Source organism: Paragemmobacter ruber, from assembly GCF_009908315.1.
GTDB classification, from domain to species: Bacteria; Pseudomonadota; Alphaproteobacteria; order Rhodobacterales; family Rhodobacteraceae; genus Paragemmobacter; species Paragemmobacter ruber.
In genome coordinates this window covers 15,848-36,974 of the sequence record NZ_JAAATW010000005.1, presented here as the reverse complement: position 1 = coordinate 36,974, position 21,127 = coordinate 15,848, and the positions used below count along the sequence as shown (strand labels likewise).

General features: G+C 63.5%; 25 protein-coding genes and 1 riboswitch. Of the genes, 17 read left to right on the top strand and 8 right to left on the bottom strand.

What is annotated here, in order from left to right; translation table 11 throughout:
• The first annotated feature begins 37 nt into the window (after positions 1-37).
• From GU920_RS17715 to GU920_RS17685, 7 genes are read left to right on the top strand one after another with little or no spacing between them, the layout of a single operon-like run.
• A complete protein-coding gene (locus GU920_RS17715; RefSeq protein WP_134078522.1) occupies positions 38-469 on the top strand; it encodes an Rrf2 family transcriptional regulator in 432 nt (143 codons plus the stop codon).
• Entirely contained in the window at positions 466-741 is a 276-nt protein-coding gene (locus GU920_RS17710; protein ID WP_161768457.1) for a DUF6522 family protein, read from the top strand. Before GU920_RS17715 ends, GU920_RS17710 begins: the two co-directional genes overlap by 4 nt.
• A 41-nt stretch (positions 742-782) precedes the next feature.
• Positions 783-1,391, top strand: coding sequence for a TetR/AcrR family transcriptional regulator (locus tag GU920_RS17705; RefSeq protein ID WP_235933385.1), 609 nt, complete (start codon positions 783-785; stop codon positions 1,389-1,391).
• Between the two features lie 3 nt (positions 1,392-1,394).
• On the top strand, positions 1,395-2,540 hold the full coding sequence (locus GU920_RS17700) for an efflux RND transporter periplasmic adaptor subunit (protein ID WP_161768456.1): 1,146 nt from the start codon (positions 1,395-1,397) through the stop codon (positions 2,538-2,540).
• Positions 2,537-3,670: an ABC transporter permease gene (locus tag GU920_RS17695; protein ID WP_161768455.1), complete on the top strand. Its 1,134-nt coding sequence runs from the start codon at positions 2,537-2,539 to the stop codon at positions 3,668-3,670. The genes GU920_RS17700 and GU920_RS17695 overlap by 4 nt, the downstream gene beginning before the upstream one ends.
• Positions 3,671-3,673: 3 nt before the next feature.
• A complete protein-coding gene (locus tag GU920_RS17690) occupies positions 3,674-4,366 on the top strand; it encodes an ABC transporter ATP-binding protein (protein ID WP_161768454.1) in 693 nt (230 codons plus the stop codon).
• Positions 4,367-4,381: 15 nt separating this feature from the next.
• Positions 4,382-4,762 (top strand): hypothetical protein, encoded by a 381-nt coding sequence (locus tag GU920_RS17685; protein ID WP_161768453.1) that lies wholly within the window; start codon positions 4,382-4,384, stop codon positions 4,760-4,762.
• Positions 4,763-4,807: 45 nt separating this feature from the next.
• Here the strand turns inward: GU920_RS17685 and bluB are convergent, their stop codons facing one another.
• Both bluB and GU920_RS17675 read right to left on the bottom strand, forming a co-directional pair.
• Positions 4,808-5,530, bottom strand: coding sequence for a 5,6-dimethylbenzimidazole synthase (gene bluB, locus GU920_RS17680; protein WP_161768452.1), 723 nt, complete (start codon positions 5,528-5,530; stop codon positions 4,808-4,810).
• Between the two features lie 43 nt (positions 5,531-5,573).
• Positions 5,574-5,760, bottom strand: a riboswitch (cobalamin riboswitch).
• Positions 5,761-5,816: 56 nt separating this feature from the next.
• Complete coding sequence (locus GU920_RS17675; protein ID WP_161768451.1) at positions 5,817-6,671, bottom strand: sterol desaturase family protein; 855 nt, start codon at positions 6,669-6,671, stop codon at positions 5,817-5,819.
• Between the two features lie 88 nt (positions 6,672-6,759).
• On the opposite strand from GU920_RS17675, the gene GU920_RS17670 reads away from it, so the two are divergent.
• Positions 6,760-7,425 (top strand): ArsR/SmtB family transcription factor, encoded by a 666-nt coding sequence (locus GU920_RS17670; RefSeq protein WP_161768450.1) that lies wholly within the window; start codon positions 6,760-6,762, stop codon positions 7,423-7,425.
• Between the two features lie 121 nt (positions 7,426-7,546).
• Here the strand turns inward: GU920_RS17670 and GU920_RS17665 are convergent, their stop codons facing one another.
• Positions 7,547-8,614 carry a hypothetical protein gene (locus GU920_RS17665; protein WP_201744230.1) on the bottom strand — a complete coding sequence of 356 codons (1,068 nt, stop codon included), beginning with the start codon at positions 8,612-8,614 and terminating at the stop codon, positions 7,547-7,549.
• A gap of 227 nt (positions 8,615-8,841) precedes the next feature.
• Between GU920_RS17665 and GU920_RS17660 the strand changes: the two genes are divergently transcribed.
• Complete coding sequence (locus GU920_RS17660) at positions 8,842-9,726, top strand: recombinase family protein (protein ID WP_161768448.1); 885 nt, start codon at positions 8,842-8,844, stop codon at positions 9,724-9,726.
• Between the two features lie 78 nt (positions 9,727-9,804).
• Here GU920_RS17660 and GU920_RS17655 read toward each other — a convergent pair whose 3' ends face one another.
• Positions 9,805-10,200 (bottom strand): PIN domain-containing protein, encoded by a 396-nt coding sequence (locus GU920_RS17655; RefSeq protein WP_161768447.1) that lies wholly within the window; start codon positions 10,198-10,200, stop codon positions 9,805-9,807.
• Positions 10,190-10,417 (bottom strand): AbrB/MazE/SpoVT family DNA-binding domain-containing protein, encoded by a 228-nt coding sequence (locus GU920_RS17650; protein ID WP_018065893.1) that lies wholly within the window; start codon positions 10,415-10,417, stop codon positions 10,190-10,192. Before GU920_RS17650 ends, GU920_RS17655 begins: the two co-directional genes overlap by 11 nt.
• Before the next feature lie 215 nt (positions 10,418-10,632).
• Between GU920_RS17650 and repA the strand changes: the two genes are divergently transcribed.
• From repA to GU920_RS19380, 6 genes are all read left to right on the top strand, one after another.
• Positions 10,633-11,817, top strand: a complete 1,185-nt coding sequence (gene repA / locus GU920_RS17645) for a plasmid partitioning protein RepA (RefSeq protein WP_161762939.1) — start codon at positions 10,633-10,635, stop codon at positions 11,815-11,817.
• Positions 11,817-12,809 carry a plasmid partitioning protein RepB gene (gene repB / locus GU920_RS17640; RefSeq protein ID WP_161768446.1) on the top strand — a complete coding sequence of 331 codons (993 nt, stop codon included), beginning with the start codon at positions 11,817-11,819 and terminating at the stop codon, positions 12,807-12,809. Before repA ends, repB begins: the two co-directional genes overlap by 1 nt.
• A 183-nt stretch (positions 12,810-12,992) precedes the next feature.
• Positions 12,993-14,204, top strand: a complete 1,212-nt coding sequence (gene repC / locus GU920_RS17635) for a plasmid replication protein RepC (protein WP_161768445.1) — start codon at positions 12,993-12,995, stop codon at positions 14,202-14,204.
• A 166-nt stretch (positions 14,205-14,370) separates the two neighbouring features.
• Entirely contained in the window at positions 14,371-16,542 is a 2,172-nt protein-coding gene (locus GU920_RS17630; protein WP_161768444.1) for a ParB/RepB/Spo0J family partition protein, read from the top strand.
• A 100-nt stretch (positions 16,543-16,642) separates the two neighbouring features.
• Positions 16,643-17,116 (top strand): hypothetical protein, encoded by a 474-nt coding sequence (locus tag GU920_RS17625; protein ID WP_161768443.1) that lies wholly within the window; start codon positions 16,643-16,645, stop codon positions 17,114-17,116.
• 388 nt (positions 17,117-17,504) lie between these two features.
• Positions 17,505-17,669 carry a hypothetical protein gene (locus GU920_RS19380; RefSeq protein ID WP_018001789.1) on the top strand — a complete coding sequence of 55 codons (165 nt, stop codon included), beginning with the start codon at positions 17,505-17,507 and terminating at the stop codon, positions 17,667-17,669.
• Positions 17,670-17,865: 196 nt separating this feature from the next.
• On the opposite strand, the gene GU920_RS17620 is transcribed toward GU920_RS19380, so the two are convergent.
• A complete protein-coding gene (locus GU920_RS17620) occupies positions 17,866-18,183 on the bottom strand; it encodes an H-NS histone family protein (protein ID WP_161768442.1) in 318 nt (105 codons plus the stop codon).
• Positions 18,184-18,607: 424 nt separating this feature from the next.
• On the opposite strand from GU920_RS17620, the gene GU920_RS17615 reads away from it, so the two are divergent.
• Positions 18,608-19,012 carry a single-stranded DNA-binding protein gene (locus GU920_RS17615; protein WP_161768441.1) on the top strand — a complete coding sequence of 135 codons (405 nt, stop codon included), beginning with the start codon at positions 18,608-18,610 and terminating at the stop codon, positions 19,010-19,012.
• 183 nt (positions 19,013-19,195) lie between these two features.
• Positions 19,196-19,444 (top strand): hypothetical protein, encoded by a 249-nt coding sequence (locus GU920_RS17610; RefSeq protein ID WP_235933384.1) that lies wholly within the window; start codon positions 19,196-19,198, stop codon positions 19,442-19,444.
• Between the two features lie 30 nt (positions 19,445-19,474).
• Here GU920_RS17610 and GU920_RS17605 read toward each other — a convergent pair whose 3' ends face one another.
• Together GU920_RS17605 and GU920_RS17600 are read right to left on the bottom strand one after the other, a co-directional pair.
• Positions 19,475-19,954, bottom strand: a complete 480-nt coding sequence (locus GU920_RS17605) for a DUF411 domain-containing protein (RefSeq protein ID WP_161768440.1) — start codon at positions 19,952-19,954, stop codon at positions 19,475-19,477.
• The gene (locus GU920_RS17600; RefSeq protein ID WP_161768439.1) at positions 19,951-21,114 is read right to left on the bottom strand and encodes a M23 family metallopeptidase; all 1,164 of its coding nucleotides are present in this window, start codon (positions 21,112-21,114) and stop codon (positions 19,951-19,953) included. Before GU920_RS17600 ends, GU920_RS17605 begins: the two co-directional genes overlap by 4 nt.
• Positions 21,115-21,127: the final 13 nt, after the last annotated feature.

Below are 21,127 nucleotides of genomic sequence, written 5' to 3'. Positions count from 1 at the left end.
TTGGTATTGTAAATACCTATTCAAGGAAACCGACCTCATGCGGCTGACCTCCTTCACCGACTTCGGGCTACGGATGCTGATGCGAATGGCCGCCGATCCGTCGCGCGCCATCTCCACGGCCGAACTGGCCGAAGCCTTGGGCCTGTCCCGCAATCATCTGGCCAAGATCATCCAGCATCTGGCGCGCGCAGGCCTGATCGAAACCCGGCGCGGCGGCGGCGGTGGTGCCGTGCTGGCCCGACCGGCGTCCGAGATCCGGCTTGGCCAGGTCATCCGGTTGTTGGAAGAAGGGCAGCCCTTGGTCGAGTGTTTCGGGGCCGATGGGGGTGCCTGTTCGATAGACACGCGCTGTCGGCTCAAGGCGCGTCTGCGTTCTGCGGAAGCAGCTTTTCTCACGGATCTCGACCGATCGACACTGGCCGATATCGCCCTGCCCCCGCTGCCAAAGAACCTCGTGGTGTCGCAATGACGCAGGTGGAACGTGACGGTGCAGGCTTTGTCGTCCCGGCAATCTTGCTCGCCGAAGCATTCGGACTGACCGAGTCCGACGTTCGCGAGTCGATGCGCACCGGCGCCCTGACATCGATCTGCGAGGCCGGGGTGGGGACGGACGCGGGACGCTGGCGCCTGACGTTCCGTTACATTAATCGCGCCCTCCGGTTCACGGTCGACGAGGCAGGAACGATCCTGTCGAGTTCTCGCTTTCCGGTGCGGGACCGATCGTCTGACTTGGAACGTTGACTCCTTCATCCGATTATGTAAGTGATTAATCACTTACTTTCTTGGATGAATCGATGCGCAAGACGTCAGATCTCCGCAAGGCCGAAATCGTGGCAACGATCCTAGCCTTGGCCGACCAGATCGGCCCGGACCGGGTGACGACAGGCGCCGTCGCCAACGAAGTCGGCGTGACGCAGGCTGCCCTGTTCAGGCATTTTCCAACAAAGGCTGCAATGTGGAGTGCCGCGGCCGACCAGGTGGCCGAAACGCTGACCCATGCCTGGAATGCGGCTGTGGCACTGAGTGAGCTGCCGGTTGACAGGATCAGGGCCCTGATCCGGGCGCAACTGGACCAGATCGCAGCAACACCCGCGATGCCCATGCTGCTGTTTTCCCGCGAACTGAATGTCGAGAACGCGGCCCTGCGCACGGCATTCCACGGGCGGCTGACCGCTTTCCATGGCCATCTTATGCGCGAAGTCGAGCTGGGCCAGCAGTCCCATACCCTGCGCGATGACGTTGCAGCAGCGGATGTGGCGGTCTTGCTGACTTCCCTGGTGCAGGGGGTGGCGATCCGCTGGTCACTGGGCGCGCGCGACTTTGGCCTGCAGGCCGAAGGGCTGCGCCTTCTGGATGTCCAGCTGCACCTGCTTGGGGTGGAAGGAGGCTGACCGATGCGGACCATCTGGATCATCGCGGTGGTGGCGACCCTGAGCATCGGTGCAGGAGCGATGTACCTGACCGAGCGTCCGTTGACGGTGGCGGTCGTGCAGCCCGAAACCGATGTGGCCCTTCGCATCTACGGGCTCGGAACCGTCGAGGCGAGGGTACTGGCGCGCGTAGGATTTGAGTCCAGCGGAACACTGATGTCGCTTACGGTCGATGCAGGTGACCGCGTGGCACAGGGGCAAGCGCTAGCCGCGCTGAATCAGGATGAGCAGGAGGCGCGGCTCGCGCGTGCCCAGGCCGCCGTGGCGGCGAATGCTGCCAATCAGGCCAAGGCCGAAGCGGCTGTCCTCCGCGCCACGGCAATCCTGGCGCAGCGCGAGGCGGCCAACCGCCGGCAGGCCGAGTTGACCCGACAGGAAGCCGCATCCATCCAGCGCGCGGAGGAGGCGCAGCGAGATGAAGACGTCGCTCGTGCTGACGTGAAAGTTGCCGAAGCGGAACTCGCCGTCATTCGCGCTCAAGGGCAGGATGCAGTCGCTGCTCTGCAACTTGAACAGACGCTGCTGGACCGTCACCGCTTGACCGCGCCCTTTGATGCGCTGGTTGTGACACGCCTGGCCGAAACCGGGGCCGTGGTTCGGTCAGGCGATCCGATCTTTACCCTGATCGACCCCGATACGATTTGGATTCAGGCCTACATTGACGAAGAACGCGCTGGTCAGCTGGCCCTTGGCCAGCCCGGCACCATCCGTCTGCGGTCTCAGCCTGCCAGCGAATTCATGGGCACGATCACCCGCATCGGAGTGGAAAGCGACCGGGTGAATGAGGAACGCCGCGTCTGGCTGACCTGCTCGGATTGCCCGCCGCAGATGTTTCTGGGCGAACAAGCCGAGGTGCGCATCCTGACTGCCACACGCGCCACGGCCCTGATGGTGCCTGAAGTGGCGATTATGGGCTTCGACGGGTATCGCGGCACGGTCTGGATCGTCCAGGACGGGAGGCTTTCGCGCGCCGACCTGACATTCGGCGCGCGTGACGACCGGGGCCGGGTGGAAGTGACGGGCGGGTTGCCCGATGCTGCGCAGGTCGTGGCCGTCCCGCTGCAAGGCGTGGATGAAGGTCGGCCTGCCCGCATCGGAGCCGCGCCATGAACCTTGCCATCAAGGATATCCGCCACGGTCTCTTCCGCTTTGTCCTGACCTGTTTGGGACTTGGGCTTCTGATGACGGTCGTGCTCGCGATGATCGGCATCTACAACGGCCTTGTCGCCGATGCCCTGGCCGTCGTGAAGGCCCCTGCCGCTGATGTCTGGGTGGTCGAGGCTGGCACACAGGGCCCCTTTGCCGAAGCGTCAAGCATCCCGGCCACGACCCGGGACGCCGTGGCCCGCATGCCCGGAGTAGCTGAGGCCGGGGCCATCACCTACCAGACGATCGAGGCCAGCCATGCCGGCAAGACCTTGCGGCTCTATGTCATCGGCTTTGAACCCGGTCGTCCCGGCGGACCGCAGCGCATTGCCGAAGGGCGGGGGCTGGGCAGAAGCCACTTTGAACTGCTGTCAGATCGCAAGACGGGTCTGGTGGCCGGAGAGACCATCCGGCTGGGACGCGACCGCTTTACCGTCGTGGGATTGGTCGAGGATGCGATGAACTCAGGCGGCGATCCGGCGGTCTATGTGACTTTGGCTGATGCATTGACGTTGCAGACGGCGATGGACCCGGCCGCTGCCCGGGTGCAGGCGGCCCGGGGCGATGGTGGCCTGCGCCCACCGACGGTGGCCGCCGTTGTTGCCCGGCTGCAGCCCGGTGCAGATGTGGCGCTTCTGACCGCGACAGTTCGGCAATGGAAACACCTCTCCGCCCTCAGCCAAGGTGAACAGGAGCAGCTTCTGCTTGCCTCGGTGGTGGACCGGGCGCGGCGCCAGATCGGGCTGTTCCTGGGGATCCTGCTGTCTGTCAGCGCCGTGGTGATCGCCCTTATCATCTACACTATGACCATGGAGAAGCTGAAGCAGATCGCTACCCTGAAGCTGATCGGCGCCCCGGATCGAACCATCGTGGGCCTGATCGTGCAACAGGCGCTGATCCTTGGCATCTCTGGCCTTGCGATCGGGCTGGCCCTGATCTTTCTGGTCAAGGACAGCTTTCCCCGACGCGTTGTGCTTGAGCCGTTCAACGCGCTGGTGCTGACCGGCATCATCCTGATGGTCTGCCTTGTTGCCTCGGGTCTTGGCGTCCGCGCGGCGCTGAAGGTTGACCCTGCCACAGCGCTCGGGGGCTGACCCATGGCGTCGGGCGACATTCTGGTCGATGTGCGGGGCGTCGCCAAGCATTATGGCGAAGGCGAAACCCGTGTCGATGCCTTGCGGTCCGTGGATCTGCGGGTGCATGTCGGCGAAGTCATCGCGCTGCTGGGCCCGTCCGGTTCGGGCAAGACGACGCTGCTGAACGTGATCGGCTGCATTCTTGCCCCGACTGCGGGCCGGGTCGAACTGGATGGCGATGCGGTGTTCGACGGCAAATGGCTCCGCAGCGATCTGCGACGGCTGCGCCTGGACAAGATCGGCTTTATCTTTCAGGCGCACAACCTGTTGCCCTTTCTGACCGCCGAAGAGAACGTCTCGGTCGTGCTGGACCTTGCGGGCTGGCCTGCCGAAAGAGGCCGCGAACGGGCACGCGAACTGCTTGATTACCTTGAAGTCGGGCATCGGGCCAAGGTGAAGCCGGCCCTGCTTTCCGGGGGCGAAGCGCAACGCGTCGCCATTGCCCGCGCGCTGGCGAACCGCCCCCGGATCATCCTGGCCGATGAACCCACGGCTGCGTTGGACAGTGGTCGGGCGCAGCTTGTGATGGACCTTCTGCGAAAGCTCGCCAGCGACCAGAAGGCCTGCATCATCGCCGTGACGCATGATGAAAAGATCTTCGACCGTTTCGACCGCCTGATCCACCTGCGCGATGGTCGTCTCGTGGACAGCTGAACCAAGGAGAAGGCCATGCCCGCCCGCAGAAAGCCCCTGACGGCCGTCGCCGTTGTCGCAATCGTCTTCGGTCTCCTGACCATCGTTTCTGGAGGCCGCGCCCTTTTTGGTGGCGCCGACATGGGGGCCGTCGTCCCGTTCGTTCTGTGGTTCAACTTCCTAGCAGGGTTTGCCTACATCATCGCGGGTCTGGGGCTTTGGTATAGGACTGGCTGGGCACCCGGCCTTGCCATCGCCATCACCCTTGCGACCGGAGCGATCTTTGCGGTGTTTCTCTTGGAGGTCTGGCGCGGGACTGCATACGAGGCGCGGACGATGGGTGCGATGGCGCTGCGCCTGGCGATCTGGGTGGTGATCAGCGTCGTGGCGGCAAGGGAAAATGCCAGTCGCGCATGACGGAAGGCAATCCTTTCACAGGGCACCATGCGGCCTGCCGCGATACTAGCAAGCAGGCGGCGTCACGTCTGACGGGACATCCCGTGCCCCCTCGCACTGACCCCAAGCGTCGCAATAGATCAACTGCTCCAGCGGCAGGCGGCTTGCCCAACCCTTAGCCGCCAATTCGGGCTGGTCGTAAAGCTCCTCGACGTAGCCGAGGCAAAGCCAGGCCACGGGAACAACGCTTTCGGGCAGGCCAAGGATCTCGCTTAACGCGCCCGACCGAAAGATGCTGACCCAACCCACACCAATCCCTTCCGACCGAGCCGCCAGCCAGAGGTTCTGAACAGCACAGACGGTCGAATAAAGGTCCATCTCGGGCGCGTGGGTGCGACCAAGCACAACAGGGCCGCCACGCGCGCGATCGCAAGTGACACAGATGCTGACCGGCGCTTGCAGGATGCCTTCAAGCTTCAGGCTGGAATAGAGCGGACGGCGGTCAGGTCCGAACATCGCTTCGGCTTCAGCGTTTGCATCGGCAAAGGCGGCCTGAACCCGACCTTTCACACCGGCATCCCGGACAATGATGAAGTTCCACGGCTGCATGAACCCAACCGAAGGCGCATGATGGGCAGCCGTCAAAATGCGCATCAGAACATCTTTGTCCACGGGTGTGTCCGTAAATTGCGAGCGCACGTCGCGGCGCGAGAAGATAGCGCGATAGACGGCAGCGCGCTCGCTTTCGCTGAAGGCTCCGGCCGCGACTGGAGAGGCAGAAACGGACATGACGGTCCCCCTTCGTCGAAACGGGCGCGCCGCCGGCCTTCGGCGCGTCCTGTTTCGTCTGGCCGGTCTTCTGACTTGGCTTCCCGCGGGTGCTGCGCCTTCCCGGTCATTCGACCAGTGGCAAATGCAGCCCCATCCACCTTACAGCGTTGGGCACGTCGCAGGATTTCACTGCGTTCCCGATTATCCCGCCACGAAAAGCGGCGGGCACCAAACGCCGCCACTGTAGGCGTAAGTTCGATCTGGCGCAATCAGCGCGGCACTCCCGACGAAGACAGACGTAAAATCATTCTGCGGGATCCTTCAGCCCGGAATTTGGATCGAGGGCGTAGCCGCTCGCTGGTCCACGAAGGGGTTGAGCCAGCATCTGGTCGAGCCACAAATCACGCTGTGTACGAAACTGTTCGATACCGATTTCCATCCCTTCGTGCCCCTTGGCGGGCTGAGCGATGTAGGTCCCGAGCAGCCGGTCCCACCACGGCAAGTTGAAGCCGTAGTTCGAGTTGGTCTCGCGCGGGTCTTTGGAATGGTGGACGCGGTGCATGTCCGGCGTCACGACGAACAGGCGCAGCACGCGGTCCACCGGGCGTGGCAGGTCGATATTGGCGTGGTTGAACAGCGCGGTGGCGTTCAGGACCACCTCGAAGAGCAGCACCGCGACGGCGGGCGGGCCGAGCGCCGCGACCACTGCCAGCTTGATCCCCATTGAAATGAGGATTTCCACGGGATGGAAACGCAGTCCCGTGGTTGCGTCGAAATCGAGATCGGCGTGGTGCATCCGGTGCAGCCGCCAGAGCCCGGGCACGGCGTGGAACATCACGTGCTGAAGGTAGATCGCCAGATCGAGCAGCAGCATCGAGACGATGATTGCGACCCAGACTGGCACATCGAGATTGTTAAACAGGCCCCAGCCGCGATCCTCGGCCATGACGGCCAGCCCGACAGCGAGGATCGGGAACGACAGCCGCAGGATGACCGTATCGACCACCACGAGCGCAAGATTATTGGTCCAGCGGATCACCCGCGGGATCTCCCGTCTGCGACGGGGGGCTGCCACTTCCCAAAGCGCCATTGCCGCCAGAACACCCAGAAAGATGGCAAGACGGATGGTAGCCTCGGTGGCAAGGATGGTCTCGGACATGGATCGCTGGCCTTGGGGCTTGTGGGGCGCGCTGGAATCGCTATTATTCAAGTTATCGCTTGAATGATGTAGCGTCAGGAGACAGTCCTTGTCAATCAGCCCGAAGCTGGCCCTGTTGGAGGAATACGCCCTCGTCGCGCGCGCCCTGTCGGCACCGGCGCGTCTGATGCTGCTGGAACAACTGGCGCAAGGCGAGCGCGGGGTGGAGGCACTGGCCGACAAGACCGGCCTGACCATCGCCAACTGCTCGCAGCACCTGCAACAGTTGCGACGGGCCGCTCTCGTCACCAGCCGCCGTGACGGCAAAGCAGTGATCTACCGGCTGACCGACGCGAAGACGCTCGCGCTCATGGACCTTTTGCGCATCGTGGCCGAACGTAACCTGGCACAAGTCGAGCGCATCCTGCGGGGCCTCTCGGGCGGCTATGACGCGCCCGAACCGGTCAGTCGCGCGGTCCTCGCCGCACGGCTCGCGGAAGGCTCTGTCACTGTTCTCGATGTCCGGCCCTCCGACGAATACGCTGCGGGCCACATCCCCGGTGCGCGGAACGCCACCCTGGCGCAGTTGGAGCAAATCCTCCCAACACTTGCGCATGACGCCGAGATTGTCGCCTATTGCCGCGGCCCATACTGCGTCTATGCCCATCAGGCCGTCGCCACTTTGCGCCGCCACGGTCTAAACGCGCGGCGGCTGGAAGGTGGTTTGCCTGAATGGCGTGAGGATGGAAGACCAGTGCTCATCGACGTGGGCTGAGCGTTGTTGGGCTCAATAGGACGGCGCCCGGTTTCGAAAGGACAGGACTTCGCTCATCGCGCTCCATCTTCGTTGACGATGCAATCATATTGCCCGATGGCTGACACCTGATACGGCGACCCTAGTTCGTCGCGCGCCACATCCGGTATCGCCCCTGGCCTGTCATCTCGCGGATCAGACCCCGCGCTTCCATCCAGGCAAGGTTGCGCTGCACGGCCGCTCGACTGGCGCCGGTCATGGTCTCGGCCATGGGGGCCGAGACGAGGGGCCATTCGGTCAGTACAGCGCGCAGCGCCCGCGGTGTCTTTCCCGAGAGCGGTGACATCTCGATTTCTGCCCGCGCTGACCATTCTTCGATATCGTCGAGGTGCCGCATCGCGGTCAGGCTTGCTGTTTCCATCCCGTCGAGCCAGCGCGCCAGACGGACAGTCTGTGAGCCACCTGCGCGCAGGCCCCCTGCCCCGCCCATCGCCAGCGGCGTAAAGACTGCGCCCCTCCCTTCGCTGGCCGAGATGCGTGCGGCGGTCACCGCCGCTTCCATCCGGTCACTGTGCTGCCCGAGTCCTGCTAGGTTCCAAAGGTGGAAGCCCATGCAGGCGCGGGTGATCGGGTGCAGATCGTCAGCTTGCGCCATAAGGTCCAGCCACCCCTCGGCTCGATCGGAGAATGGTTCTGCCACATCATCCATGTTCTCGGGGTCACGGCGATCCAGGAAGGCAGACAGGTCGACGTCTGGCCCCGGCCCACCCGTCAGGCGCCGCACCGCCCACCCCACCCGCGCCAGCGCTGTTGTGTCGTCTTGGACTCCCGAAAGGCGCATGGAGATCCACAGTGCCAACCTATCCGGCGCGACTCGATCCCCGGCGAACCAACTCAGGTCGGCCGCCTCGATCAGGGCCAGTCTGTGCCGCCACCCCTCTGGTCCGCGCTTTAGCCGTTCATCCAGCGCTCCAAGCCGACCCGCGACGCGGGCGAGGCGCGCGGCATGCCCCGCCTCGGCCTTCCGCCAGTCGTCGAGAACCGCCATCTCGCGGGGCTCCGCCCGTGGTCCAGGCGGCAGATCGTCGGTTTCCTCTTCGATCGGACCGGGCAGGAACCACAGATTGTTGTCTGACGTCTCATCGACCTCTCCAACGGCAATGGGAGGTACCTCGAAATCATCATGCAAGACGGATGCTTGAGGTTTCATATGTGCAAAATACGTGCAGTTTGCACTTTACCATAGGGTTTTGTTGGGGGGCGTCGACACAGTTGTATATAGCACGCGCGCGCGATGGTCTTCGAGACCTCTCTGACCGTGGTCAGCCTCAGGAAACCAAGGGCTTTTCGATGGACAGCACCGCAAAGAGCGCCCTTGCTTCCGTTTACAAACGGTCGTTTATTGGCGCTATATGAAACTGCAAACGGCCTGTTTTGATGCCCCTGATCGGCTACGCGCGCGTCTCGACCGAGGATCAGACCCCCCTGCCCCAGTCGCAGGCCCTGAAATCCGTGGGCTGTGCAGAGATCCATGAAGAGCAAGCCTCGGGCGGGAACCGCGCGCGGCCGGTGCTGGCGCGGGTGCTGGAGCGGATCAGCAAAGGCGACACACTGGTCGTCGTGCGTATAGACCGGCTGGCGCGGTCGCTCTCGCATCTCCTTGAGGTGATCGAACGGCTGGAGGCGAAGGGCGCTTTCTTCCGTTCACTCATGGACCCGATCGACACGTCCTCCCCGCAGGGCAAATTCACACTGCAGGTCCTGGGCGCCGCGGCCGAGTTCGAGCGGGCCCTGATCCGGGAACGCACCAAGGCGGGGCTGGCCTCGGCGCGCACCAAGGGGCGGATCGGCGGGAACCCGGGTTTACGCGCCCGCGATCCGGCCGCACTGCGCAAGGTGCGGCTGGCGCGGGAGGATGGCTACATCGAACGCCTGAACGAGACGGCGCAGGATTGGGTGCCCCATGTCCGTCGCATGCGGCCCGACATGGCCTGGGAAGACGTTCTGCGCATCGTCAACGGCCCCCTGCCCCGCGAGCGCCAATGGACGCAAAGTCGGCTTCTGCGCGCGGTCAACGCCTATGTTCGGGACGGCTTCCTACCGCCGACGGTACTGGACCGCGCCGGCCGCCGCGAAACCAACGACCGCCTGCCCGCCATCGTCGCCGCCATCAAGGGCGCGGACCCCGACATCACACTTCAGGCGATCTGCACTCGACTGGAAGCGATGCGCGAGCGTACGCCCCGCGGGCGGACAAGCTGGCAACCCTCCTCGGTGAAGATGCTGCTGGAGAGGGCTGAGAGGCTGGGGCTGCTTGCGTAGTCGAGATACCTTGCAAATTCTCCACGACATGGAAGGATTACAAGGTTTTGGCCAGCGCCATGCTCAGAAACTCTCTGCTCACGCAAAGGGGTTGATGATGCGAAGCTGGCCTTCGACCAGCAGGCCATCTTGCATGTCCTCGCTCCACAGCGTGGTGCAGCCCGCAACCAAAGCGCTGGCCACGATCATCGCGTCGTAGATCGAGAAGCCGTAGCGTTCCGCCAAGGCACGGCCGACGTCATGGGTCTGGGGGGTCAGGTCTTCGACGGGGCACAAAGCACGCACTCCTTCGAGAAACGCCCCTGCTTCTTCCCAGCTTAGGCCAGCCTTGCGGCGACAGTTCACCAGCGTCTCGTTTAGGACCTGAACGCTGATCCGGGGCCCCTGCCCCAGGATAATCTCGGCGCGATCGGCCTTTGGGCCATCGTCGAGCAGGTAAAGAACGACATTCGTGTCCGCGAACTCAGCGCTCATGCGCGTCATCGCGGCTCAGGCGCTCTGCAGCGGGCAGCTTGCCCCGGAAGCGGCGCAGACCCGTAAGCACCTCATCCGCGCGCGCCAGACGACGGACTCTGACCTGGCCGTCGTCCTTGACCAGATCGATCTGATCGCCTTCCTTGAGGCCAAGTTCCCGGACAAGCTCCGCGGGCAAGCGGACGGCGAGCGAGTTGCCCCATTTTGCGACCTGCATCGTGACCTCCTGCGTTGATCTACGTTTCGTAATGTATATCAAATGGGTTGCGCCGACAAGCTTGTACCCGTACCCGGGCTACTCTTGTGCGTCCCGCAGCGGCTGACACCAGATTTAGAAAGGTCTTGCACGAATCTGAGTCCTCCGGCAATAGTCACGGAAAAGGGCGACTAAACGCCGAAATCCGTGAACACGCCACGGACGCGAGAGGGCAGATGAGCAGAGCCGAGACACCTGAAGACCTGAACGCTGTGATCCGTCAGCACTCTGAGTTGCTGGCGGCGCAACTACATTCGCAGCGTGAGAGCCTTTTCCCGCCCGATGCTTCTAAGACCATGCGCAAATTCACCTCAGGTGAAGCTGCTGCTCTGCTGGGCGTCAACGACTCATACCTCAGAAAGCTTCACCTTGATGGCAAGGGGCCGTCGCCCGAAGTCTCATCGGGGAACAGGAGGCACTACTCGGCCGAAGATATTCATAACTTACGGATACTGCTGGAGAAAACGGCTCGCAAGCCGGGAGATTACCTGCCTGGTCGTCGTGCTGGAGACCATCTTCAGATCATCGGGGTAATGAACTTCAAAGGTGGAAGCGGCAAGACAACCTCCTCGGCGCATCTTGCTCAAAGGTTGGCCCTCAAGGGGTACCGTGTCTTGGCGATCGACCTTGATCCGCAGGCCTCGCTCACGGCCTTGCACGGGGTTCAGCCGGAATTTGACCTGCTTGACGGCGGCACGCTCTACGATGCGATCCGCTACGAAGATCCTGTTCCGATCGCCCAGGTCATCCGCAAGACCTACATACCAAACTTGGATCTGATTCCCGGAAACCTCGAACTCATGGAGTTCGAGCACGAAACGCCGCGGGCACTGTCTCGCGGCAACGCGGGCTTGTTCTTCTTCCGCGTGAAGGAAGCTCTGGCGCAGGTCGATGACCGGTACGATGTCGTCGTTATCGACTGTCCTCCGCAGCTCGGGTTCTTGACCATGTCGGCGCTGTCTGCCGCGACGGGCGTTCTGGTGACGATCCATCCCGAGATGCTCGACGTGATGTCGATGAGCCAGTTCCTCAGGATGACGGCCGACCTCATGGATGTCATCGCCGATAGCGGAGCCGACATGTCGCATGACTGGATGCGCTATCTCTTGACCCGCTACGAGCCGACGGATGCACCACAGAATCGCATCGTTGCCTTCCTGCGAACTATGTACGGAGACAAGGTATTGAACGCACCGATGCTCAAGTCGACGGCCATCTCGGATGCCGGCCTGACAAAGCAGACTCTGTACGAGGTCGAACGGAGCGCCTTCACCCGGACAACCTATGACCGGGCAGTCGAAAGTCTGAATGCCGTCAACGATGAGATTGCCCAGCTCATTCAGAGGACGTGGGGGCGCTGATGACCGATAGCAAGAAAAAGCGCATGTCCATGCTCGACAGTCTGGCAGCAGCGGGGACGCCCCCTGCCCCGGGCAGCATGATGTCAAGCAATCGGGCCCTGCGCTCCGCGCGTGATGCCGTAGATGCCCATCATGTCTGGGAACTCGACCCGGTCGAGATCGAGGACGAGAGGTATTCGGATCGCCTCGACCCCAAGGATGTGGATGATCTTCGTGCGTCGATCGAGCAGAACGGCCAGACCGTCCCCATTCTCGTAAGGCGCCACCCGGCCGAGACCAATCGCTATCTACTCGTCTATGGACGCCGCCGTCTTGAGGCCATTCGTGCCTCCGACAAGGTCAAGAAGGTTCGAGCGCTTATCGCGAACCTGGACGACACGGCCGCGCTGCGTGCCCAGGTTTCCGAAAACACTGGAAGGCGCGATCTGAGCTATATCGAACGCGCCCTCTTCGCCCAGGAACTGCTCGCCAACGGCTTTGGTTCGCAGGCTCAGATTGCCGAAGTGCTGAATGTGACCCGTTCTGCTGTGTCGATGTCGATCTCGGTTGCCAAGTCGATCGGGACCGACTTGGCCCGTGCGATTGGACCGGCTCATGGAATCGGGCGCCCCAGATGGGAATCGTTGGCGAAGGAACTCTCCAATACCGGCATGGGCATGGACGAGCTTTGCCGTGTTGCAAGTGATGCCCGAGGCAAAGCGGCTGCAGTCGAACAGGCCGAAGAGGAGCCCCAGCTTGATCCTTCGGTCACGGCATTTGAAGCCGTTGTCCGCCATGTGAAGAAGACCACTGGTCCTTCTCTTGGCAGGAAGCCGAGACCCAAAGCGACGCCTCTTTTGATCGATGGCGCGCCTGCGGGCGCCATAAAGCGGTCGGCTCGGGCGGTCAGGCTGGACCTTACGGATGTGGACGATGCCTTTGCGCAGTGGCTCGACGCCCGTGCGCAGGACGTCCTCGACGAGCTTCATGATCGCTGGAGACGCGAGACATGAAGAGAGGCAGAGCAGCAACAAAAAGGAGGCACGGTACAGGCTAAAGAAAAGGTCCCGCAAAGCTTGCGCTCCACGAGACCCCAACTTTGATCTTAGCACCTTCAAGGTAGTGGGCCAGCGCGCAAACCGCAAGTCATATGTGATTCGCGGAACGGTCTTTCTATGCCTTCGTGAACTGACATCATGGAGTACACACCGATTTCGCCGTTTATGCGGCCGATCTCGCACGCCCATCTGCGCGTGGTCGAGCGGCCTGAGGCGTCCGTTCCGGGCAAGCCCGTCAACAAGTGGGAACTCCTTCGCGAGCTTTCGAAGGCGCAGGCCGCATTTGGCGTTTCCGAGCGCGATCTGACCGTTCTGCAGGGGCTTCTCAGCTTCTTTCCGGATGATGCGCTTGGTGGGAACGATGAAATGGTCGTCTTCCCGTCCAACAAGGCAATCTGCGAGCGGCTGAATGGCATGCCCTGCTCTACGATGCGCCGTCACCTGGCCCGCCTTGTCGAGGCAGGCTTGCTCATGCGGCGCGATAGCCCCAACGGGAAGCGATATGTCCGCAAGCACGGCGAAGAGCGCGTGGCGTTCGGCTTTGATCTCTCGCCACTCTACTGCCGGTCCGAAGAGGTGGCACGGGCCGCAGAGGCCGTGCGTGAGGCCGAGGACCGTGTGCGCCGGCTGCGGGAGGCCGTGAGCCTCATGCGGCGCGATCTCGCTGCCGTGGCGGAGTTTGGAGAGGAGATCCGGCCAGGCCTTGGCCTCTGGGATCAGCTTCGCGACAAGGCTGTCCTTACTGCGCGCGCCCTGCGCCGCAAGCTCACGCTTGAGGAGCTCTCCGCATATCGGACCGACCTCGACGCCCTTCTCGATCACGCACGCAACGTCATTGATGGGCCTGAAACAGAAGAAATGAACACCAATGGTGCCAATACTGAGCGTCACCATCATAATTCAAATGAAGAATCTATAGATCTTGAACCTGCCTTAGAAAAAGGCGGGGCGGCAGCCGACGCGCCAGATGTTGAAACGGATGCACCTGGTGCTGACGTTGAAGAAGCGGACACAAGACGCGTGCCAAAGATTCCGCTCCATCTGGTGATTGCGGGCTGCCCGTCGCTTAAAACCTTCTACCAGGGCGATATCCGCCACTGGCATCAGCTCTTCGACGCGGCTTGCCATGTACGGCCGGCCATGGGGATCAGTGCGTCCGCTTGGGAAGAAGCACAACGGTTCATGGGCCCCGAGCAGGCATCGATCGTTGTCGTTGCCATGTTGGAACGCTTTGCCGATATCCGATCGCCCGGTGGCTACCTCCGCGCGCTGACATCGAAGGCGGCAGCGGGCGAGTTCTCTTGCGGGCCGATGATCATGGCGCTGATGTCCCGGCGAACCGCGGCATAATGTTCACAGCTGTGAACTGGCTCGCGCGGGACGAGAGTTCACAGCTGTGAACTACATGACAGGTCGCGAGACGATGAACGAAGAGAGGGAAAGGCTGGGGGTTTGAGGGGTGACGGGAAGTGAGATCGGGAGAGTGGCTTCCGGCGCCCGTCGCGGAGAAGATCTGATGGCGAAACTTGCCCAGAAAGTTACCCTGTCCCCCTCGCGGGACATCCCCTTCGACAAGCTTGTGCTGAGCCAGTCCAACGTGCGGCGCATCAAGGCAGGCGTCTCGGTCGAGGAACTGGCCGAGGACATCGCCCGGCGCGGGCTTTTGCAGGGCTTGAACGTCCGGCCCATGCTCGATGCCGAGGGTGTCGAGACCGGCATGTTCGAGATCCCGGCCGGTGGGCGGCGCTTCCAGGCGCTGTCGCTGCTGGTGAAGCAGAAGCGGCTGGCGAAGTCGGCGCCGATCCCTTGCATAGTGCGGGATGCCGCGTCGGAGATCCTCGCCGAGGACGACTCGCTGGCAGAAAACATGCAGCGCGTTGCCCTGCATCCGCTCGACCAGTTCCGTGCGTTCCAGGCTCTGCGCGAGAAGGGTCAAGGCGAGGAAGCGATTGCGGCTGCCTTCTTCGTTACGCCGCAGATCGTCAAGCAGCGCCTGAAGTTGGCCTCCGTGGCCCCTGCCCTGCTCGATGTCTATGCCGACGATGGCATGACGCTCGAGCAGCTAATGGCGTTCACGGTGAACCCTGACCACGGGCGTCAGGTGCAGGTCTGGGAAGCGGTGAAGAACTCCTGGAACAAGGAGCCCTATGCCATCCGGCGCATGCTGACCGAGACCTCGGTGCGGGCCTCGGATCGTCGCGCGGTCTTCGTGGGTGTCGATGCCTATGAGGCGGCGGGAGGTGTCGTGCTGCGCGACCTCTTCCAGGGTGACGACGGTGGCTGGCTCGAAGACCCTGCCCTGCTCGACCGGCTGGTGGCCGCGAAGCTTCAGGCGGAAGCCGAGGCTCTGGCTTCGGAGGGATGGAAGTGGATCGAGGTCGCGACCGACCTGCCCTATGGCTACAGCCACGGTCTGCGGCGTCTGGCCGGTGATCCTGCGCCGATGACCGACGAGGAAAGCGCGGCCCACGCTTCGCTCCTCGCCGAGTATCGGGCGCTAGAGGAAGAATACTCCGGCCAGGACGAATACCCCGAGGAGATCGATGCGCGGCTCGGTCAGCTCGAGATGGCGATGGAAGCGCTTGAGCAGCGGCCGCTGATTTACGATGAGGCCGAGATCGCGCGCGCGGGTGTCTTCGTGACGCTGGATCGGGACGGCAGCCTTGCGGTCTATCGCGGTTATGTCCGGCCCGAGGATGAGCCGCGCGAGGAGACCGCGGTCCAGGATGGTGATGGAGCAGATGCCATGGGGCAGGGGGGTGATGTCGGTGTTTCTACCTGGAAACCGTCGGCGACCTCCGCCGGAGGCACCGTCATCACTTCGGGCGGTCAGCCGATCGGCGCGGATGCTTCCGATGAGGAAGATGACGGTGCGCTGAAGCCGTTGCCCGAGCGACTGGTCATGGAACTGACGGCCCACCGGACCCTCGCGCTGCGCGAGGCCATCGGGCGGTCGCCGGACGTGGCGCTGACGCTCCTGCTCCTGAAGCTGGTGACGGATACCTTCCGCACCTCTTCTGCCTCGGGCAGCTGTCTGGAAGCCTCGGTGCGTCATGTCTACATGTCGGCCCAGGCGCCCGATCTGAAGGACAGCGTCGTGGCCAAGCTGGTCGACGAGCGTCACGCCGCCTGGGAGGCTGATCTGCCTCTCGGCGATGATGCCGCCCTCTGGGACTATCTGACGGTCCTCGACCACGGCAGCCGTCTGGCGCTGCTGGCGCACTGCCTCAGCTTCGGGATCAACGCGCTCCATGAGAAGGTGAATCCCTATGGGGCTGGCATCTCCGCCAGCGGTCTGACCCGCCGCATGACCCATGCCGATCTGGTGGCGCGCGCGGTCGATCTCGACATGGTCGAGGCGGGCTGGGAGCCGACGGTCGACGGCTATCTCAACCGCGTGCCCAAGGCCCGGATCCTCGAGGCCGTGCGCGAGGCGAAGGGCGAGGGGACCGCGCAGCTGCTCGATCATCTGAAGAAGGGCGAAATGGCGACCGAGGCCGAGCGGCTTCTGAAGGGCAGCGGTTGGTTGCCCGAGGTCCTGCGCCGGGCCGATCTGGTGGTGTCCGACGGCGAGGAGATCGCAGAAGGGCAGGGGGAGGACGCGGAACAGCCCGAGGATGTCGATCTCCCCGCCTTCCTGACTGCCGATTTGCCGGACAGCGCCGCGTCGATGATGGCCGCAGAGTGATCTGAGCCATCCGGGGGCGAGGAAACTCGCCCCCGGTCTCACAAAGTACAGCAATATCCATATGATGAATGCGACGTCTCGCATTCGAAACGAGGAAATCATGTCTGCAACAACCATCATCGACATAGCCCCCCTCGGGGCGCTGATCCGCTATACCGACGGCAGTCCCAAGCCGCCGGCACGTTTCACCAAGAAGCTCGCGGCCTGGGAGCGCTCGAACGGCGTCGGCCGCCTTGTGAAGAAGGAACCGCCCAGGGCATATCAGACTTGGACGGCGCCGGCCTCCTTCACGCTGCATGAAGGGAACTTTTCCTCGGACGGGGTGATCCTCGTCACCATCATGCGCAGCCATTCCGCCGACAGCCGGCTGATCTTCGAAGTGGCCGAGGAACCGAAGCCCGGGCAGGTGCGCGTCCTGCTGGACTTCGGTGGCAACACCGAGCTGCTGCATCTGGCGGAGTCCATCACTGCGGCCGAGCTCTGGATCGCACGCGAAGGCTACCGAAACGCGCGGCTAGAAATCGTCGGTGCCGAGGACGGCGATAGGGCGGGGGGCGCGGACTTGGCCGCCTGAGCCCTGATACTGCGTGAGGGGCCTGCCGAAGGGCGGGCCTCTCACCGACCGCACCCTCGTCCCGCGATGCCGCGGGGCACCATAGGATCCATCCCCAAAGACGGAGGTCTTCAACCACAAGCCTGCCCGGGAGGCTGGCGGCGTTCCAAGCATCAGCGGGACAACTGGCTCCTGACGTTGGGGGACCGTCCCCCGCTCGCCATTCCCTTCCTTGCCCTGAATCCCGTCTTCGAGATCAACCCGCAAGGGGTCGGACTACGGGCAAGCCCGTGCCGCCGGGCGGATTCGGGCGAGCCGAACGCACCCAGTGATGTCAGCCAGTCTTCGGGCCTGCGGGGTCCTGTCGCGCGGGGGATGGTCCCCCGCCTCCAAGACAGGAGCCAAACAGATGTCCCGCAAAGATGCTCACGCCTTCGCCGCCTCCCTCGCCGCCACGCTCATGGTCTCGATCGTCGTCTTCCAGGCAGGGGATGGAACCTTCGGCGCTGTCCCCGCCGATGAAATCGACGGAGACGAGGTGCAAGTGGTCGCCGAGGTCGATCCGTGGGCGTAAGGCCCACGGATTCTCCTGAGGTTCGGAGGCGGAGCGAAGGCTCCGATCCGGGCCTTTCGCCTGTCTGCCATCCCGGGCCGAACGGCAGAATGAGCCGACGGTGGTCGGCACGCCAAATGGGCGATCACCGCTGCTCTTGGGAAGTTGCGATCAGCTGTCTGCCGCCGGCGAATTGGCCGTTCCCACTTCGCTGTCCCTAGACAGCGAGCTCGCTCGGGTCTCTGCCCGCATTGATATGATCCGCGAACCATTGCGGTTTCCGGCCACGGCCAGACCAGGTGAGAGCCGCATTCTCAGGGTGACGATACTTCGCCACTGCTGGCGCACGGGTGGCTTTCACCTCAATACCGATCAGTTCGGCGAGGGAGTATCCCATCTCCTTGGCGATGGCTTCCAGCTTGGCACGGGCTTCTGCCTTGTGCCGGTCCCCATAGGTGGAAATCGCCTTGGCGAGGTCTTTCTGCATTTGCCGCAGATCCTTGAGCGACAGTGCCTCGAGATTGAAATCAGCCATTGGGCCCCTCGCGTCCTGACTGATGCGTCCGGGATAGCCGTCAGGTTGCAACATCGCAACTCCCGTGGAGGTCACCGCAATAGGGCAGGGGGATGAGGTTGGCTTGAGTCGCCGGGTCGATGCTCTCGAAAGGGCTTCAACCCCGTTACCTTGGCCAGGAAGGTCGAGTTCTGCGAGAGCCCCAGGTCGCCCCTATCCCCGGTGCCATCCCTTCGACTGACAATCCCCTAAGCCTGTTCGTCCTCTGGCGCGCAACCCCGCGTCAGTCCGGGCCGTGTTGCCCCTTCGGGACTGCCCGCTCCACCCCGGTCCTCTGGGGGTTTCCGGTCGACGTTCCGTCTCCCGTGCACACCTCAGCCGACAGGCTTTTTCCGGGTCTTGTCGAAGGGACGGTCCCAGGGACAGGAAACACAGGAGCTACAAAATGCAGAACATCGTCATCCTCGCCGGCAACATCGGTCAAAAGCCCGAAGTGCGCTCGACCCAAAGCGGTACCAAGATCACCAACTTCACCCTGGCCACCTCGCGGCCCCGCCTCTCGGAAGGTCGCGTGATGCGCGACGAGAACGGCTACCGGGTCATGGACACCGAGTGGCACCGCATCACCTGCTTCAATGGTCTCGGCAAGACCGTCGCAGAGCACTGCGAGAAGGGCATGAAGGTCCTCGTCCACGGCCGCATCCACTACACCAAGTGGATCGACAGCATGGGGAACGACCGCTACGGCTGCGAGATCATCGCCGAGAAGGTCGACTTCCTGAGCCGCCCGAAGTCGGCCGAGAACGAAAACCCAGAGTTGGTCGATCGCGACGACGAGATTCCGTTCTGAAAAGAACGGGGTCTCCCCCTAGGGCCCGGCGGGGAAACCCGCCGGGTTCCGTCGTTTTCGGCCCATACCTGCCGGTCGGGCTCATTGCGCTGCACCCTAGCAAGCGGTCGTTCGAATGCTTAGACTAGGCCTGCCTTACGGCTTGTCGCAAGCAACCGCACAGGCGCGCCGACGCTCACCGACATGGGGGCGAGTTTCGCCATTGCCACCGGCGGCGTGCTGACACTGTTCATCGCCGCCCCGCCGAATGGCAGCTCCGTCTGGATGCGCGTCGTCGGCGAGATTTCGGGCGCGGTCTTCGAGCAGGAAATCACCGCCGACCTGCCCGCCACGACGCAGTTCCTTTCGCCGCGGCTGTTCATGAACACCGGCGCGACGGTCGCTGCCGTCGCCTGCGACTGCGCCGGGGTCTACCTGAAAACCGACTTCTAGGCTTCTCGCCTGCCGCAGCTCGCGGGTGGCTCAGGATCTCGCTGCGTTCCGGGAGTACACATCCAGCGAACCGTCGCGACGGATCAGCAGGACGTCATAGGCATCGCGCTGGTCCTCCGGCCCCATGCCGGGCGAGCCGTAGGGCATACCAGGGACCGCAAGTCCGACCGCATCGGGGCGTTCGGCCAGCAGGCGCCGGATGTCGGCGGCAGGAACGTGGCCTTCAAGCGCATAGCCATCGACCACGCCGGTATGACAGGAGAAAGCCTTCGCCGGGACGCCATGGTCCATCTTGAAGCGGATCAGCAGCGTTCCCATCGACACTTCGTCCGTCACGGTGAAGCCTTGCTCGCGCAGGTAGTCGACCCAGGCATCGCAGCATTCACAGCCGCGTCCCTTGACGACATGGATCGGTGGTTCCGCTTGCGACCAGGCGGCGCGCCCCGGGACCGCGACGCTCGCCGCTGCCGCAAGCAGCAGGTTGCGTCGTCGGATGTGCTGCCCGCTCATCCCCGATCTCCTACTACCAAAGCTTCAAAGCCCGTCTCGCGGCGCCATGTCGTCAGCGCATCAAGATCCTCGGACGAGGCAATCTCTTGTTCCGGCAGGGCGTCCCGGTCCGTCGGATCGACCGGCCGACCGTCAACGCGGACCTCGTAGTGCAGGTTCGGGCCACTTACGAGGCCCGTCGCGCCAACGGCACCGATGCTGTCACCGGCCTTGACCCGGGTGCCTTCCCGAACATCCTCGGCAATCTCGGACAGATGGGCATAGCGCGTCACAACCCCGCCGCCGTGATCGATGTCGATGGTCAGACCGTAACCTCGGATCGTACCGGCAAAGACCACACGCCCGGCACCGGTGGCCGAGACCTCGGTTCCGACCGGAGCGGCATAGTCGATCCCGGTGTGCATCCGCACGCCCCCGAGAACAGGATGGTTGCGTCGCCCGAAGACAGACGACAGCCGGGCACCGAGGATCGGCGCGGCAGACCGCTGGACGGCTTCCCCGTCCTCGAACACGATGACGGGTCCTGCGGCTTCGGTGGCGACAAGCTCAAGCACCCGGTCTGCAAGTTCCAGCCGCGCATAGTTCAGCCGGGGCTCACCCGCGATGCTGCCGTCAGGAAGCTGGTCTTCCTGCCAGACCAGCGCGAAGGTCTCGCCGCCCTGCAGATCGCGCCGGAAATCGACCTGGCCCGCGAGGAGCGCGGTCAGGTCCACGGCGAAGCGCTCCGGCGCGTTGCGCGCGACGAGGGCTTCGTAAAGCGTGCCGTCAAGGACAAGCGTTTCCCGCCGGTCTGCTTCACGGATCGGAGGATGAAGGCGCTCGACTGTCACCTGGCCATTGAACGTCAATGCAATCTCGACGCCATCTTCCACGAAAAGCGACAGGCGCGTCAGGCTGGTCGGATCGCCCGATGCGGCCGTCCACTCGACGCGATGACTGGGTCGCAGGTCGGTCAGGTCGTAGACCCCCGCAAGCGCCAGGGCGGCCTCGGCCCGGATGCCCGCGGGGACACCTGCGCGGTCAAGCACGCTGTCGAGCGTGTCGCCTGAGGCGATCGTCACATCGATCACGGCTGGACCGTGCGCGGTCGGCGGGTCGGCAACAGCCCGCAAGGGCACAAGAGTGGTGGCGACGAGGACGATGAGGGCAGAGCGGATCATCTGGCAGAATGAC